This window comes from Aromatoleum toluclasticum ATCC 700605 (genome assembly GCF_000378245.1).
GTDB classification, from domain to species: domain Bacteria; phylum Pseudomonadota; class Gammaproteobacteria; order Burkholderiales; family Rhodocyclaceae; genus Aromatoleum; species Aromatoleum toluclasticum.
This window is the reverse complement of record NZ_KB899496.1, coordinates 274,898-289,461: the sequence shown is the minus strand read 5'-3', so window position 1 is coordinate 289,461 and position 14,564 is coordinate 274,898. Positions and strand designations below refer to the sequence as shown.

Sequence of the window (14,564 nt, the reverse complement as noted above, 5' to 3'; positions counted from 1 at the left end):
CGAGCCGGTTCGCCGACGATGGGCAGGGTCCAGAAAGCAAGGAACCCCAGCACTTGCCGGGGTTTCTGCTCGTTAATAATTCGTTCCAATCATCAACGATACGGCATTAAGTTATTGTTTTTATTGTTGTGTGATGACGGCTATCACTCCCACTCGATGGTCGCAGGCGGCTTCCCTGAGATGTCATACACGACACGGTTGATACCCCGGACTTCATTGATGATCCGGTTCGACACCTTGCCCAGCAGGCTGTGCGGCAGCTCGGCCCAGTGCGCCGTCATGAAGTCCTGCGTCTGCACGGCGCGCAGCGCGACGACGTACTCGTAGGTGCGGCCGTCGCCCATCACGCCGACACTCTTCACCGGCAGGAAGACCGCGAAGGCCTGGCTGGTCTTGTCGTACCAGTCGGCCGCGCGCAGTTCATCGATGAAGATCGCGTCCGCACGGCGCAGCAGGTCGGCGAATTCCTTCTTCACCTCGCCGAGGATGCGCACGCCGAGGCCCGGGCCGGGGAAGGGGTGGCGATAAACCATGTCATGCGGCAGGCCCAGCGCGATCCCCAGTTCGCGGACCTCGTCCTTGAACAGCTCGCGCAGCGGCTCGAGCAGCTTGAGATTCAGCGTGTCGGGCAGCCCGCCCACGTTGTGGTGGCTCTTGATCGTGTGCGCCTTGCCGGTCTTCGAACCGGCCGACTCGATCACGTCCGGGTAGATCGTCCCCTGCGCCAACCACTTCGCATTCGGCAGCTTCTGCGCTTCGGCCTGGAACACCTCGACAAACTCACGGCCGATGATCTTGCGTTTCTGCTCAGGATCGGAGACCCCTTTGAGGTGGCCCATGAACTGTTCGGTCGCGTCGACATGGATCACCTTGACGCCTAGATTGCGGGCGAAGGTCTGCATCACCTGCTCGGCCTCGTTCAGGCGCAGCAGGCCGTTGTCGACGAACACGCAGGTCAGCTGATCGCCGATCGCGCGATGCAGCAGCGCCGCGACCACCGACGAATCGACGCCGCCGGACAGGCCGAGGATCACCTCCTCCTTGCCGACCTGCGCGCGCACCTTCGCTATCGCCTCGGCGACATAGTCCGGCATGTTCCAGTCGTGGCCGCAGCCGCAGATCTCGTGCACGAAGCGGGCGATCATCTCCTTGCCCTGGATCGTGTGCGTGACTTCCGGATGGAACTGCACGGCGTAGAACTTGCGCGATTCGTCGGCGATCGCCGCGATCGGGCAGGATTCGTTGCTCGCGATCACCTTGAAGCCCGGGGGCATCTCGGTGACCTTGTCGCCGTGGCTCATCCAGACGTCGAGCAGCCCATGACCCTCGTCGTTCGTCCGGTCCTGGATGCCGCGGAAGAGCTCCGAATGACCGCGGGCACGAATCTCGGCGTAGCCGAATTCGCGCTTGCCAGAGCTTTCCACTTTGCCGCCCAGTTGCTGTGCCATCGTCTGCATGCCGTAGCAGATGCCCAACACCGGCACACCCAGTTCGAAGACAGCCTGCGGCGCATGCCAGCCCACCGCCTCATAGACAGAGTTCGGGCCGCCGGACAGGATCACGCCGGCCGGCGCGAAGTCGCGCACAAACTCGTCGGTCACGTCGAACGGATGGATCTCGCAGTACACCTGCTGTTCGCGGATGCGGCGCGCGATGAGCTGGGTGACTTGGGAACCGAAATCAAGGATGAGAATATTCTGGTGAGCCATGGCGAGGTCTCAGGGGTACGAAAAAAGGAAAGGCGGCCCACCGGGGGCCGCCTTTTAGGTCAGCGAGGAATCAATCCACGTGATAGTTGGGCGCTTCCTTGGTGATCTGGACGTCATGCACGTGCGATTCGCGCACGCCCGCCGAAGTGATCTCGACGAACTCCGCCTTGCGGTGCATCTCGTCGATCGTCGCGCAGCCGAGGTAACCCATCGAAGCACGCAGACCGCCCACGAGCTGGTGGATCACCGCGGTGACCGCACCCTTGTACGGCACGCGGCCCTCGATGCCCTCGGGGACGAGCTTGTCGGCATTGCCGTCGGACTCCTGGAAATACCGGTCCGCAGCGCCCTGCTGCATCGCGCCGAGCGAGCCCATGCCGCGGTAGGACTTGTACGAACGTCCCTGATACAGCACCGTTTCGCCCGGAGCTTCTTCGGTGCCCGCAAACAGGCCGCCCAGCATCACGACGTTCGCACCGGCGGCGATCGCCTTGGAAATGTCGCCCGAGAAACGGATGCCGCCGTCGGCAATCAGCGGAATGCCCGTGCCTGCCAGTGCGGTCGCGACGTTGTCGATCGCCGTCACCTGCGGCACACCGACGCCGGCGACGATCCGTGTCGTGCAGATCGAACCCGGCCCGATGCCGACCTTCACGGCATCCGCTCCGGCATCGGCCAGCGCGCGCGCAGCAGCACCGGTAGCGATGTTGCCGCCGATCACTTCGACATGCGGGAAATTCTTCTTCACCCAGCTCACGCGGTCGAGCACGCCTTGCGAGTGGCCGTGCGCCGTATCGACGACGACGACGTCCACACCCGCCTCGACCAGTGCTTCCGCACGTTCTTCCGTGCCGGCGCCAACCCCGAGCGCCGCACCGACGCGCAGCCGGCCAAGGTCGTCCTTGGCAGCCAGCGGATGCTCGGTGGACTTCATCATGTCCTTCACGGTGATCAGTCCGCGCAACTCGCGGGCCTCGTTCAGCACCAGCACCCGCTCGAGGCGGTGCTTGTGCATGAGGCGGCGCGCCTCCTCGAGGCTGTCGCCTTCCTTGACCGTGACCAGACGGTCGAACGGCGTCATGATCGCGGAAACGGGCTGATCGAGGTTCGTCTCGAAGCGAACGTCACGGTTCGTGACGATGCCGACCACGCGCTTTCCCTCGACGACGGGCAGGCCCGAGAACTTGTGCTGACGTGTCAGCGCGACAACATCGTGGACGCTCATCGTCGGAGAAATCGTGATCGGATCCTTGAGGACGCCCGACTCGAAACGCTTCACCTTCGCGACCATCCCCGCCTGCTGCTTGACGGGAAGGTTCTTGTGGATGATGCCGATGCCGCCTTCCTGCGCCAGCGCGATCGCCAGGCGGGATTCGGTCACCGTATCCATCGCGGCGGATACCAGCGGAATATTGATGCGGATGTTGCGAGTCAGCTGTGCCCGCAGGCTGACATCGCGGGGGAGAACCGTTGAGTGGGCGGGGATGAGAAGGACGTCATCGAACGTCAGCGCCTTCTGAATCACTCGCATGGCTTCTATCCTTTCGGCCAAATCCGTATTATACAGATGCCGCGGATTCATGGTAAGCGGCGCTTTTCAATGGAGCCCGTCCGATGCGTCGCCTTAGCCTGCTCGTCTTGAGCCTGACCCTTGCACTGCCCGCAGCGGCTCAGGTGTACCAGTGGCGCGACGCGCAGGGACGGATCAACTACTCCGACACGCCTCCTCCGACCGGAGCCGTGAAAGCTGTCAAACCCGCGAGCCGGGCCAAGGTGCCGATGAGGGATGAAGTCGCACCGGATCAATCCGGCGACGCGGCCGAGCAGAAACCCGCGACCGACGGCGCCGCGGCCGGCAAACCGGCGGGGGCAAAGGCTGATCCGTCCAAACCCAAGACGATGGCGGAAAAGGAAACCGAATTCCGCCAGCGCAAAGTGGCCACGGCAGAGGCCGAAGCCAAGGCGGAAAAGGAGCGCCAGCGGGCGGCCGAAGTCGCCCGTAGCTGCGAGCAGGCCCGCAGCCAGATCGCGGGGCTCAAGAACAGCCGCCGCATCACGCGCTTCAACAGCGAAGGTCAGCGCGAACTCATGGACGATGCCGCACGCACGGCCGAGATCGAGAACTCGCAGCGCTACATCGACCAGAACTGCAGGTAGGCGCCGCAGCCGGATTCGTCCGGCGGGGGCGCACGACCCTCATTCTTCGGCCGGACCGCCGCCCTTCTTCATCGCCTTGCCTTCCTCGGCACGCTTCTTCCGTACGGCCTTCGGGTCGGCGATGAGCGGCCGGTAGATCTCCACGCGGTCGCGATCGCGCAGTGTGGTATCGAGTCGCGTCAGCTTGGCGAAAACGCCGACCTTGTTACGACCGTCGAGCTCGATGTCGGGGTGCTTCACGAGGACGCCAGATGCCTCGATCGCATCGCGAACCGTCGCCCCCTCGGCGACCCGGACCTTGATCAGCTCCTGCTTCGAAGGCAGTGCGTAGGAGACTTCCACGTCGATGAATGCGGCCATTGTCATCTCTTCGGATACACCTGCTGCGCGCGCTTGATGAATGACTCCACGAACGTGTTCGCGATGTGGCTGAACACCGGGCCGAGCACCTTTTCCAGCAGCTTGCTGGAGAACTGGTAGTGCAGGTTGAACTCGACCTTGCACGCCGTGTCGCCGAGAGCGGTGAATCGCCACAGGCCGTCGAGATGCGTGAACGGGCCTTCGCGGAGGCCGATCTTCATCTCGCCCGGAAATACCTTGGCGTTTTCGGTCGTGAAATTCGCCTTGATGCCGTGATAGCTGATGTGTAGCGTCGCAACCGTCTTGTTTTCCGAGCGATCCTGCACATCCGCGCCTCCGCACCAGGGGAGGAATTGCGGATAGTCTTCGCAGCGGTCGACGAGCTCGAACATCTGCGCGGGGGTGAACTCGATCAGAACCTGCTTCCTGACTTCAGCCATATGCGTGTGGGACCGGCGCTTTGCCGAACTGCTAAAATGGGCGATTCTACCGCAACGCACCGCCAACGACCGCTTCCCGCGGACCAGCCGCGAGGCACAGGATCCAGAACCCGCATGAGCATCATCGACAACCGCAAGGCCTACCACGATTACTTCATCGAGGAGAAGTACGAAGCCGGACTCGTGCTCGAGGGCTGGGAGGTCAAGGCAATCCGGGCCGGCCGCGCGAATATCAAGGAAGCCTACGTGATCATCCGCAACGGGGAGATCTTCATCGTCGGCATGCACATCACGGCGCTGCCCGCCGCGTCATCGCACATCACGCCGGACCCCGTGCGCACGCGCAAGCTCCTGCTCCACGGTAACGAGATCTCCAAGCTCATCGGCAAGGTCGAACGCGCCGGCTACGCGCTCGTGCCGCTCGATCTTCACTTCACCAAGGGCCGCATCAAGGCGCTGGTCGGGCTCGCGAAGGGCAAGAAGCAGTATGACAAGCGCGAGGACGCGAAGGAGCGGGACTGGGAACGCGACAAGGCGCGCCTAATGAAGGTCAAGGTCTGACGCGAAGCTGTCCTACGAGCTGCACGACAGCATCGAGCACCCTGCGCGGTTGCGCGCCCAGTCGGGACGGCGCGCCGCGAAACGTTCGCGCCCGGGTTGATCGTCGTAAGGGCGGCGCATCACGTCGAGCAGTTCGGACACGAGCGAATCGTCGCCCTGCTCCGCCGCGTCGATCGCCTCCTGGGCGAGGTAGTTGCGCAGCACGTAGCGCGGATTGACCGCGTTCATGCGCGACCTCCTCTCCTCGGCGGGCACTCCGTCCGTACGGACGCGTGCGGCGTAGCGCCCCAACCACTCGGCGAATGCCGCCTCGTGCGCGCGCAGCTTGTCGTCGGCATAGAAGGCCTCACGCAGCGGTTCTAGAGTCGGCGCCTCCGCATCCACGCGGGAGAGCTCGCGGAACAGAATCGTCATGTCGACTTCCGCCGTGGTCATCAGCTCGTGCAAGGTTTCGACGAGCCCATCGTCCTCGTCCCGCAGTTCCTCGAGGCCGAGTTTCGCGGCAAGCATGCTGCGGCTTTCGGCCTCATACACCGCCGCGTAGCGTGAAAGGCCGTCCTGCAACGGCTCGACCACACCAAAGGCCGGATACAGCGCGTTCGCGAGCTGGAGGAGATTCCACTGCGCGATATGCGGCTGGTTGCCGAAGCGATAGCGGCGCCCCTGCGCGTCGGTCGTGTTCGGCGTCCACCCCGGATCGAAGTTGTCGGTCCAGCCATAGGGACCGTAATCGATCGTCAGTCCGAGGATCGACATGTTGTCGGTGTTCATCACGCCATGCACGAAGCCCACGCGCATCCAGTGGGCGACGAGCCGCGCCGTGCGTTCGCACACGGCATTGAACCACTCCACCCGCCGCGTCGCGGTCTCGCCGGTGATACCGGGAAAATCGCGCGCGATCGTGAAGTCGACCAGTCTTTCCAGCAAGCCTTCGTCGCCGCGCGCGGTGAAGATCTCGAAGTTACCAAAACGGATGAACGACGGTGCCACGCGGCACACGACCGCACCCGGCTCGGCCCGCGGCCGCCCGTCGTAGAACATGTCGCGGACGACCGCCTCGCCCGTGGCGACGATGCTCAGGGCACGGGTGGTCGGGATACCCAGGTGATGCATCGCCTCGCTGCACAGGAACTCGCGGATGGACGAACGCAGCACCGCACGGCCGTCCGCGCGGCGCGAGTAGGGCGTCGGCCCGGCGCCCTTCAGCTGGAGCTCCCAGCGCTCGCCATGCGGATTGATCGCTTCGCCGAGCGTGATTGCGCGTCCGTCGCCGAGTTGCCCCGCCCAGTTGCCGAACTGGTGCCCGCCGTAGCAGGCGGCGTAGGGCTCCATGCCGGGCAGCAGCGCGTTGCCGCCGAAGACCTGCGCGAACTCTGCCGAGCGGACATCGGCCTCATCGAAGCCGAGCAGCCCGGCAACCTCGGGCGACCAGGCGATCAGGCGCGGCGCCGCGACCGGCGTCGGCATCACGCGGGAGTAGCAGGCGCCATGCACCTGGCGGACATGCGGCGACGCTTCCGGGTCACCCGGCAGTTCGCGCACGAAGCGGTTGTCGAAGTTGATCGTTTTCATTATGTGGTGATACGTGGGGTTGGGGGCTGCCCGTATGAGACGGCAGCGGCCGTGCTTGGTTCGCGGACACCGTCCGCGGCGCTCAGGAACGGCGCGGATCGAAGGCGTCGCGCACGACGTCGGCAAACAGGTTCGCGGAGAGCACCAGCACGAACATGAAGGCGAAGGCGGCCATCAGCGACCACCAAACCATGGGTTCGCGTGCGAGCTCGGCGCGCGCCGCGTTGATCATCGTGCCGAAGCTGATCGTGGTCGGATCGACACCGATGCCCACATAGGAAAGCACCGCTTCGGCCAGCACAAGACCGGAAAAGTCCATGACCAGCGCGATCATCACGATGTGCATCACGTTGGGCAACACGTGGCGGCGCAGGATGGCGGCGGTGCCGACCCCGAAGGCACGGGCCGCCTGCACGTATTCCAGTTCGCGCAGTTTCAGCGTCTCGCCGCGCAACAGCCGGCACAGCCCGGTCCAGCTCGTGATGCCCAGGATCAGGCACAAGGCCAGGAGCCGTGCGTCCGCACGCTCGGCTGCGGTCGCGAACCACTGCGGATGGGTGTCGATCACCACCTGCATCATCAGCACGGCGGCGGCGATCAGCAGCACGCCCGGAATGGCATTGAGCACCGTATAGATGTACTGGATCACGTCATCGACCCAGCCTCCGAGATACCCCGCCATGATGCCCAGCGCGACCGCGAACGGCAGCATCACGAGCGTCGTCAGCGTGCCGATGATCAGCGCGGTACGCACGCTCTTGAGCGACAGGTAAAGCACGTCCTGCCCGACCTTGTCGGTGCCGAAGACGTGGTAGTACGGCGCGAGCCTGATCGCCAGGATCGTCACCACGAGCACGCAGGCGAGCGTGAAGAGCGCAGCCCGCCACGCAAGCGCGGTCTCTCCCCGCCACAGGGCGCGCACCGCCTCGCTCATCCCATTCCCGCGCCTGCGGGCCAGCATGAGGACGAGGATCGCTGCCACGGCGATCCAGCCCCCCGCTGCTCCGGCAAGGCCGGTCGCGATCCGTCTTGCGACATCCGCATCGCGCTCGCCGGTCGCCTCACCCAGATGAGCCCCGCCCCACGCGAGCCGCGGATAGATGCGCGATTGCCCTCCCCCGGGAAGTTCGACGGTCTCGCGGGCGTACAAGGCCGTCGCGAAGGGGGCCGAATAGGTCTTCTCGACGCGTGTGCGCAAGGACGAGAGCAGGACATCCAGCGCGCTCAGCACCTCGGACGAGTGAGCGACCGGCGCACTCTCTGCCGCGCCGTTCGCAGCCGACAGCTGTGCGCGGAAATGGAGGCTGTCGGCGATGCCGATGACGAGGAAGGCGAGCAGGATCACTGCCGAAGCCATGCCGGCGGCGCGGCTCCCCACCCTGCCCCAGGCGGCGCGCAGCGGGGCCTCACGCCGGACATGGACGATTGTCGCGGCGCCGATCGCGAGCAGCACGAAAAACAGCGCATCGGTCCACAGCACAACGGGCAGGAATCCCATCGCCTACTCCAGCCTCACGCGCGGATCGACCAGCGTATAGGAAATGTCGGTCAGGATCAGGCCGACGATGTACAGCACCGAACCGATGAACACCATCGCCCGCACGACGGCGAAATCCTGCGCGTTGATGGCGTCGATCGTGTAGCTGCCCAGCCCCGGGATGCCGAAGAACGATTCGACCAGCAGGCTGCCCATGAACAGCAGCGGAATCACCACGACCACACCGGTCAGGATCGGGATCATCGCGTTCTTCAGCACGTGCCGGAACAGCACGACACGTTCGGACAAGCCCTTTGCGCGCGCCGTCCGCACGTAATCGCGCGAGATCTCCTCGAGGAAGATCGTCCGGTACCAGCGTGCATTCGAGCCCACGCCGGCGATCACGCTGATCACCACCGGCAGAACGAGGAAGCGCCACGCGTCGAGCCCCGGTGCGTAGCCCGAAATCGGCACCAGCGCCCACAGCTTGGAGATCAGCCACTGTCCGCCGATGATGTAGAAGAGGCTCGATATCGACATCATCGCCACGCACAGCACGACACCCCAGAAATCCAGGTAGCTCGCACGGAAGAACACGAGGATCAGCGCGAACGAGACCGATGCGAACAAGCCCAGCACGAAAGTCGGCAAGGCCAGAGCAAGCGATGGCCCCATGCGGTCGCGGATCTCCTGCGCGATGTCCCGTCCATCGTCCGCACGCCCGAAGTCGAAGGTGAACATCCGCAGGGACTTCCGGAAGAAGATCGTCTCCGTGACCTGCCCGCTCCCCTTCGCCGCGGTGTTGAAGAACAGCGGCCGATCGTACCCGCGCTCGACCTTCCAGCGCTCGATCGCTTCGGGCGTCACGCGCTTCACCCCGAGCTGCATGCGCGCCATGTCGTCGGGCGAATTGACGACAAAAAACAGCGCGAAGGTCACGAGATTGACGCCGATCAGGATCGGCACCGCATACAACAACCGGCGCAGCATGTAGGCGAACATCAGCGGCGCCCCCCCATTGCCGTCGCGCGCTCGCGCCGCCGGTAATGAATGAATGCCGGCGCAATCGCCGCCGCCATGAGCGCGCCAAGCAGCAGCAGCGGCCACACGACCGGCCGATTCCATTGCGCCCGCGCGGCGTCGCGCCGTTCGACATCGATGCGCTGGTACTTCAGCGTATTGCGCACCATGCTCCCCGTCTTGCGATTGAGCACCCAGCCGTGCTGCAGCGAATAGGCCTTCGGATGGAATCCGAAAATCCACGGCGCATCCTGCTGCAGGATCGCGATCATGCGATCGATGACCGCCTGTCGCTCGGGCCCGTCGGGCATGCTCTTCATCTTCTCGAACAGCCGGTCGTACTCCGCGTTCACGTAGTTGGCCGCGTTCTGGCCCGATTCCTTCACCTTCGCCTGCCCGCCATGCAGCAGGAACAGCATGTTCTCCGGATCCGGATAGTCGGCGTTCCAGCCGAAGAAGAACAACTGCGCGTTGCCCTCGCGGATCTTGTCCTGGAAGCGGTTGTAGTCGGTCGCGCGCACGACGAACTGCACGCCGAGTTCGCGGAACTGCTTCGCCAGCCAGTCGGAGCGCGCCTTGTCCCCCAGGCCGCCCGGCGTCGTGTCGAGGTTGAGGATCAGCGGCTCCCCGGTCTTCGCATCGCGCCCATCGGGGTATCCTGCCTCGGCGAGCAAGCGGCGCGCCTCGTCCTTGCTGCGCCGCACGGCATGGCCGTCCCGCCACTCATACACCACCGGATTGATGCCGGCTTCACCTTCCCGTGCGCCGAATATGCCCGGCGGAATCGGATGCATCGCCGTCACGCCGCGCCCGTTCAGAAAGATCGACACGAATTCGTCCATGTCCAGCGCGATCGAGATCGCCTGCCGCAGCTTGCGCGCCCGCGCCTGCCCCTCGGCACCGGTTCCGCCGCCGACGACACTGTCGAGCATGTTGAAGCCGAGGTAGAAGATCGACGGCGACACCGAGGTGAGCAGCACGATCCCCTGCTCGCGCATCTCGTCCGAAAGCGACACCTCGCCCTGGCTGGTCATCGTCACGGCTTGGTCGAAGTTGTCCGACGAAACGCCGGACGCATCGTAATAGCCCTGCAGGAACTTGTTCCAGTACGGGATGCCTTCGCGTTCGCGTGTGAACACGACCCTGTCGATGAAGGGCATCGTCTTGCCGCAATCTGCAAGCAGGCCTGCCTCCCGATCGCCCGCCTCGCCTTCGCACGGAAAGCTCTCGCCGCGGAAATTGGGATTCCGCGCGAGCACCATGCGTGCATTCGGATTGTTCTCCGACAGCATGTACGGGCCCGTCCCGATCGGCCACCAATCCAGCGTCAGGTTGCGCTCGGCCATGCCCGACTGGTCGTAGAAGCGATCGGCCTCGGGCGGCACCGGAGCGAAAAACGGCATCGACAGCCAGTACAGGAATTGCGGATAGGCGCCCTTCAGCGTGATCCGATACGTGTAGCGATCGACGATCTCGATGCCCGGAACTGCATGGCGTTCCAGATTGAGGGCGCCGGAGGTCCGGGCAGCCTCTTCGGCGAGCGCCTTCTGCAGGGTCTTCAAGCCCGGCAGGTACTCGGCGATCAGCTCGAAAATCGGCGAGTGCAGCCGTGGATGTGCGAGCCGCTTGATCTGATGAACGAAATCGCCGGCCTCCAGTTCGCGCGTGCCCGTTTCGGCAAAATCGTCGAGACCCCGGACGCCCTTGAGCTCGGCCGAGGACAAGGCCGCATAGCGCAAGGAGCCATCCGCCCGCCGCGCAAGCGCAGGATGCGGCTGGTAGAGGATTCCCGGCTGGATCCGGATCTCATAGACGCTCTTCGCAACCTGCGACGCCGGGGCGCTATCCGGGAGCTCGCGCCCGGCCTCGTCGAAGCGTCGCACCATCGGCATCGCCGCCGCGCTTCCCGGAACCAGCGTATAAGGCCGCTTCAGGTAATGATACTGAAGCGGCGGCTCATAGATCTGATAAAGGAAGGTCGCTTCGTCCTCACTGTACGACTGTACCGGATCGAGGTGCTTCGGACGATCCGTGAATGCCGAGTACATGAGATTGAGCCCCCGCTCCGACGCCGGATAGGGATCGTTCCACACCTGCCCGCAGGCGGCGAGGAAGGCGCAAAACACCAGCAGGGGCGGGAAACGGCGTAACATGGCAGTTGATTCTACCTGCAAGCCGGCACGCGTCGCGCCCCGAAGCAATACGATCGTGGTTGCGCACGTCGACCATCGGCGCCCATCGGCTATAATCCGCCGACCATCAAGACGGAGCACTACCGAAAATGGGCTTTCTCGCCGGAAAACGCATTCTGATCACCGGACTGCTCAGCAATCGCTCGATTTCGTACGGCATCGCCAAAGCCATGCACCGTGAAGGTGCTGAACTCGCCTTCACGTACCAGAACGAACGCTTCCAGGACCGCATAGCGAAGATGGCTGCCGAATTCGGTTCGGACCTTATCTTCGCGTGCGACGTGCAGAACGACGAGGAAATCACCTCGCTGTTCGACCAGTTGTCGCAGAAATGGGATGGCCTCGATGGTCTCGTCCATTCGATCGCCTTTGCCCCGGGTGACGCCCTGGAAGGCGACTTCCTCGAAGGCTTCTCGCGCGAAGCGTTCCGCATCTCCCAGGAAATCAGCGCCGGCAGCTTCCCGCTGCTCGCCAAGGGCGCACGCCCGCTGATGAAGGGCCGCAGGGGTGCACTCCTGACGATGTCCTACCTCGGCGCCGTACGCACGATGCCTAACTACAACATCATGGGCCTCGCCAAGGCCAGCCTCGAGGCCGCGGTGCGCTATCTCGCAGTCTGCCTCGGTCCGGAAGGCACCCGTGTGAACGCGATCTCCGCCGGTCCGATCAAGACGCTGGCCGCATCGGGCATCGGCAGCTTCAGCAAGCTGCTGTCGTTCAACGAGCACAACGCCCCGCTGCGTCGCAACGTCACGATCGAGGAAGTGGGCAACGCCGCGGCCTTCCTTTGTTCGGATCTCGCAAGCGGCGTTACCGGCGAGATCATGTACGTTGACGGCGGCTTCAACACCACCGCGCTCGGCAACTCGGAACAGCCCTGACGCCAGGTTCTCCGCAGGCCGCGCGATGCGCGGCGGTTGGAAGAAAAGAGAACGCCCGATGCGTGAGCATCGGGCGTTCTTGTTTTTGCCAGTGATGAGGGCCACGCCTCGGCGTGCCCTCGCGCGCGCTTACTGCTGCTGCGGCCGGACCGCGGCCGTATTGATGTTCACCGCGTAACGCCCACGCAGGGCGGTGAGGAAGGCATTGAAATCGCGTTCCGCAACCAGGCGCTGGTACTGACCTTCCAGGGTCTTGAGTCGCGGATCGTCCTTGGCGATGTCCATGCGGTTGACGCTCTCGATGCGGAAGACCGAATATCCGCTCCCCGCCATCGGTGCTCCGACGTAGGCAGGCAGCTTCGTGCTCGGCGCTCCGAATACTGCCGAAATTGCCGCCTGTGCCAGTTCCGGTTTCGCCCTCTGCACGGTGCGCACCGCGCTCCATTCGCCCGACACCGATTCCCCCTTCTGCAGCGACGCAAGGGCAGCTTCTCCACGCGCGACAGCCAGCTTTGCCGCCTGCTCCGTCTTGAGCTGCTGTTCGATGGACCCCTTCACCTGCTCGAACGGCGTCCGTTGAGCGGCCTGATGCTCCACGACGCGAGCGGACACCAGGGTTCCGCGCGACACTTCGACGGCCTCGACGTTACGCTGCTTCGTCATGGCCTCGTCCGAGAACAGCGCATTCAGCAATTTCTCGTTCGTGTAGTCGCCCACCGCACCGCCAACCCGCTCGATCCAGTCGGTGGTGCGAACCTGCAGTTTCAGCGCCTCCGCCACCGGTTTCAGGCTGTCCGCCTGCTCATACACTGTGTTCGAGAACACCTCGGCCTGCTCCGCAAACTTCTTGCTCGCCTCCTGACGCTTGAGCTCTTCGACAATCTCGCCCTTCACCTCGTCGAACGGGCGGGCGTGAGCCGGCTTGATGTCGGTGACTTCGATAATGTGGAAGCCGAAATCCGAACGCACGACTTCGCTGACCTGTCCCTTGCCGAGGCTGAACACTGCATCCTCGAAGGGCTTCACCATCGCGCCCCGCCCAAAGAATCCGAGGTCGCCCCCACGGGATGCCGAGCCGGGATCTTGTGATTCCGCCTTCGCCAGTTCAGCGAACCGCTTGGGATCGGCGCGCAGCTGCTTCAGGATCCCGGCAGCCTTTTCGTTCGCCTTGGTCACGGCATCGGCCGACGCATCCGCCGCGGCGGAGATCAGGATATGCCGCGCACTGCGTTCCTCGGGCTGGCTGAAACGTTCCGCATTCGTCTCATAGAACTTGCGAGCAGCCTCGTCCGACACGCTGACCTGACCGAGAACCGCGTCCTGGTTGAAGACCACATACTCCGCCCGCAGCCGGGCCGGACGCTCGAAGCGCTCTCCGTTCGCATCGTAGTACTGCTTCGCCGCGTCGTCCGCCAGTTTCACCTCTCCGATCAGGCGGTTCGCGGGAAACTGCAATTCGCTGATCTTCCGCTCCTCGAGCTGCGCCGTCAGGAAACGCCTGATCGACTCACGTGACGCGAACGCCGAATCACCGATGGCCTGTGCCACTTGCTGCATCCGCAAGTCCTGCGCGAGACGGGATTCGAACATGGCAGGCGTCATGCCTTGGGCACGCACCGCCGCCTCATAGCGCTCGATCGAAAAGCGCCCATCCTGCTGGAACGCGTCGACTCCCGCGATCACCTGCTGCAACTGCTGCGGCGTCACGATGAGCCGACTGTCGGCCGCATGCAGAGCCAGCAGACGCTGGTTCACGAGGTTTTCCACGACCGAGCGACGAATCGGCTCCGAATCGAGCAATGCCCGATCGACCTCCCCACCCATCGACTCCCGCAGCCGATCCTGCTGTTCACGCAATGCCTGATCGAACTCCGCTGTCGAAATCTTCGACTTGCCAACCGTAGCCACGTCCGTGCCCCCGGGACCATCCCGGAAATACGAATCCAGTCCGAAGAAAGCAAAGGGGACGATCAGCAGCGCAAGGATGATCTGCGCCGCGCGTTTGTTATTGCGAACTGATTCCAGCATCGTTGGCTTCCGTGTATTCCCTGGGGGTAAGCGAAGGCGGCGTCCGCCGCCTGCATAAGGCGAGGATTATCGCATCGCGCGGGCCGGCAGGCCAAACGCGATGCATCCCCGGCGTGCAGCCTACGCCATTCTCGATGCGCATCAAGGCCTTCCGATTGGCGCAGAAC

General features: G+C 64.1%; 12 protein-coding genes. 3 read left to right on the top strand and 9 right to left on the bottom strand.

The annotated features are described in order from the left end of the window. Nucleotides 1–143 precede the first annotated feature (143 nt). Nucleotides 144–1,709, bottom strand: coding sequence for a glutamine-hydrolyzing GMP synthase (guaA, locus tag F464_RS0112585; RefSeq protein ID WP_018990178.1), 1,566 nt, complete (start codon nt 1,707–1,709; stop codon nt 144–146). 70 nt (nt 1,710–1,779) lie between these two features. Beyond that, nucleotides 1,780–3,240, bottom strand: a complete 1,461-nt coding sequence (guaB, locus tag F464_RS0112580; protein ID WP_018990177.1) for an IMP dehydrogenase — start codon at nt 3,238–3,240, stop codon at nt 1,780–1,782. Between the two features lie 83 nt (nt 3,241–3,323). Here guaB and F464_RS0112575 point away from each other — a divergent pair, with 83 nt between their 5' ends. Further along, nucleotides 3,324–3,866, top strand: a complete 543-nt coding sequence (locus tag F464_RS0112575; protein ID WP_018990176.1) for a DUF4124 domain-containing protein — start codon at nt 3,324–3,326, stop codon at nt 3,864–3,866. 39 nt (nt 3,867–3,905) lie between these two features. On the opposite strand, the gene F464_RS0112570 is transcribed toward F464_RS0112575, so the two are convergent. Together F464_RS0112570 and F464_RS0112565 are read right to left on the bottom strand one after the other, a co-directional pair. Then, a complete protein-coding gene (locus tag F464_RS0112570; RefSeq protein ID WP_018990175.1) occupies nt 3,906–4,226 on the bottom strand; it encodes an RnfH family protein in 321 nt (106 codons plus the stop codon). Between the two features lie 2 nt (nt 4,227–4,228). Further along, entirely contained in the window at nt 4,229–4,666 is a 438-nt protein-coding gene (locus F464_RS0112565; RefSeq protein WP_018990174.1) for a type II toxin-antitoxin system RatA family toxin, read from the bottom strand. A 114-nt stretch (nt 4,667–4,780) separates the two neighbouring features. Here F464_RS0112565 and smpB point away from each other — a divergent pair, with 114 nt between their 5' ends. Continuing rightward, the gene (gene smpB, locus F464_RS0112560; protein ID WP_018990173.1) at nt 4,781–5,227 is read left to right on the top strand and encodes an SsrA-binding protein SmpB; all 447 of its coding nucleotides are present in this window, start codon (nt 4,781–4,783) and stop codon (nt 5,225–5,227) included. Between the two features lie 12 nt (nt 5,228–5,239). On the opposite strand, the gene F464_RS0112555 is transcribed toward smpB, so the two are convergent. The 4 genes from F464_RS0112555 to F464_RS0112540 all read right to left on the bottom strand — a co-directional run bounded on the left by F464_RS0112555 (nt 5,240) and on the right by F464_RS0112540 (nt 11,449). Then, entirely contained in the window at nt 5,240–6,799 is a 1,560-nt protein-coding gene (locus F464_RS0112555; protein ID WP_018990172.1) for a protein adenylyltransferase SelO, read from the bottom strand. Between the two features lie 82 nt (nt 6,800–6,881). Next, nucleotides 6,882–8,297, bottom strand: a complete 1,416-nt coding sequence (locus F464_RS0112550; RefSeq protein ID WP_018990171.1) for an ABC transporter permease — start codon at nt 8,295–8,297, stop codon at nt 6,882–6,884. Between the two features lie 3 nt (nt 8,298–8,300). Beyond that, nucleotides 8,301–9,278 carry an ABC transporter permease gene (locus F464_RS0112545; RefSeq protein ID WP_018990170.1) on the bottom strand — a complete coding sequence of 326 codons (978 nt, stop codon included), beginning with the start codon at nt 9,276–9,278 and terminating at the stop codon, nt 8,301–8,303. Next, nucleotides 9,278–11,449, bottom strand: coding sequence for an ABC transporter substrate-binding protein (locus F464_RS0112540; protein ID WP_018990169.1), 2,172 nt, complete (start codon nt 11,447–11,449; stop codon nt 9,278–9,280). The genes F464_RS0112545 and F464_RS0112540 overlap by 1 nt, the downstream gene beginning before the upstream one ends. A gap of 128 nt (nt 11,450–11,577) precedes the next feature. Between F464_RS0112540 and F464_RS0112535 the strand changes: the two genes are divergently transcribed. Further along, nucleotides 11,578–12,369: an enoyl-ACP reductase FabI gene (locus F464_RS0112535; protein WP_018990168.1), complete on the top strand. Its 792-nt coding sequence runs from the start codon at nt 11,578–11,580 to the stop codon at nt 12,367–12,369. A gap of 129 nt (nt 12,370–12,498) precedes the next feature. Here the strand turns inward: F464_RS0112535 and F464_RS0112530 are convergent, their stop codons facing one another. After that, on the bottom strand, nt 12,499–14,397 hold the full coding sequence (locus F464_RS0112530; protein WP_018990167.1) for a SurA N-terminal domain-containing protein: 1,899 nt from the start codon (nt 14,395–14,397) through the stop codon (nt 12,499–12,501). Nucleotides 14,398–14,564 lie beyond the last annotated feature (167 nt).

Excerpts from the sequence above, each read along its gene's own strand:
- guaA (WP_018990178.1), bottom strand. The coding sequence starts at position 1,709 with ATGGCTCACCAGAATATTCTCATCCTTGATTTCGGTTCCCAAGTCACC.
- guaB (WP_018990177.1), bottom strand. The coding sequence starts at position 3,240 with ATGCGAGTGATTCAGAAGGCGCTGACGTTCGATGACGTCCTTCTCATC.
- F464_RS0112575 (WP_018990176.1), top strand. The coding sequence starts at position 3,324 with ATGCGTCGCCTTAGCCTGCTCGTCTTGAGCCTGACCCTTGCACTGCCC.
- F464_RS0112570 (WP_018990175.1), bottom strand. The coding sequence starts at position 4,226 with ATGGCCGCATTCATCGACGTGGAAGTCTCCTACGCACTGCCTTCGAAG.
- F464_RS0112565 (WP_018990174.1), bottom strand. The coding sequence starts at position 4,666 with ATGGCTGAAGTCAGGAAGCAGGTTCTGATCGAGTTCACCCCCGCGCAG.
- smpB (WP_018990173.1), top strand. The coding sequence starts at position 4,781 with ATGAGCATCATCGACAACCGCAAGGCCTACCACGATTACTTCATCGAG.
- F464_RS0112555 (WP_018990172.1), bottom strand. The coding sequence starts at position 6,799 with ATGAAAACGATCAACTTCGACAACCGCTTCGTGCGCGAACTGCCGGGT.
- F464_RS0112550 (WP_018990171.1), bottom strand. The coding sequence starts at position 8,297 with ATGGGATTCCTGCCCGTTGTGCTGTGGACCGATGCGCTGTTTTTCGTG.
- F464_RS0112545 (WP_018990170.1), bottom strand. The coding sequence starts at position 9,278 with ATGTTCGCCTACATGCTGCGCCGGTTGTTGTATGCGGTGCCGATCCTG.
- F464_RS0112540 (WP_018990169.1), bottom strand. The coding sequence starts at position 11,449 with ATGTTACGCCGTTTCCCGCCCCTGCTGGTGTTTTGCGCCTTCCTCGCC.
- F464_RS0112535 (WP_018990168.1), top strand. The coding sequence starts at position 11,578 with ATGGGCTTTCTCGCCGGAAAACGCATTCTGATCACCGGACTGCTCAGC.
- F464_RS0112530 (WP_018990167.1), bottom strand. The coding sequence starts at position 14,397 with ATGCTGGAATCAGTTCGCAATAACAAACGCGCGGCGCAGATCATCCTT.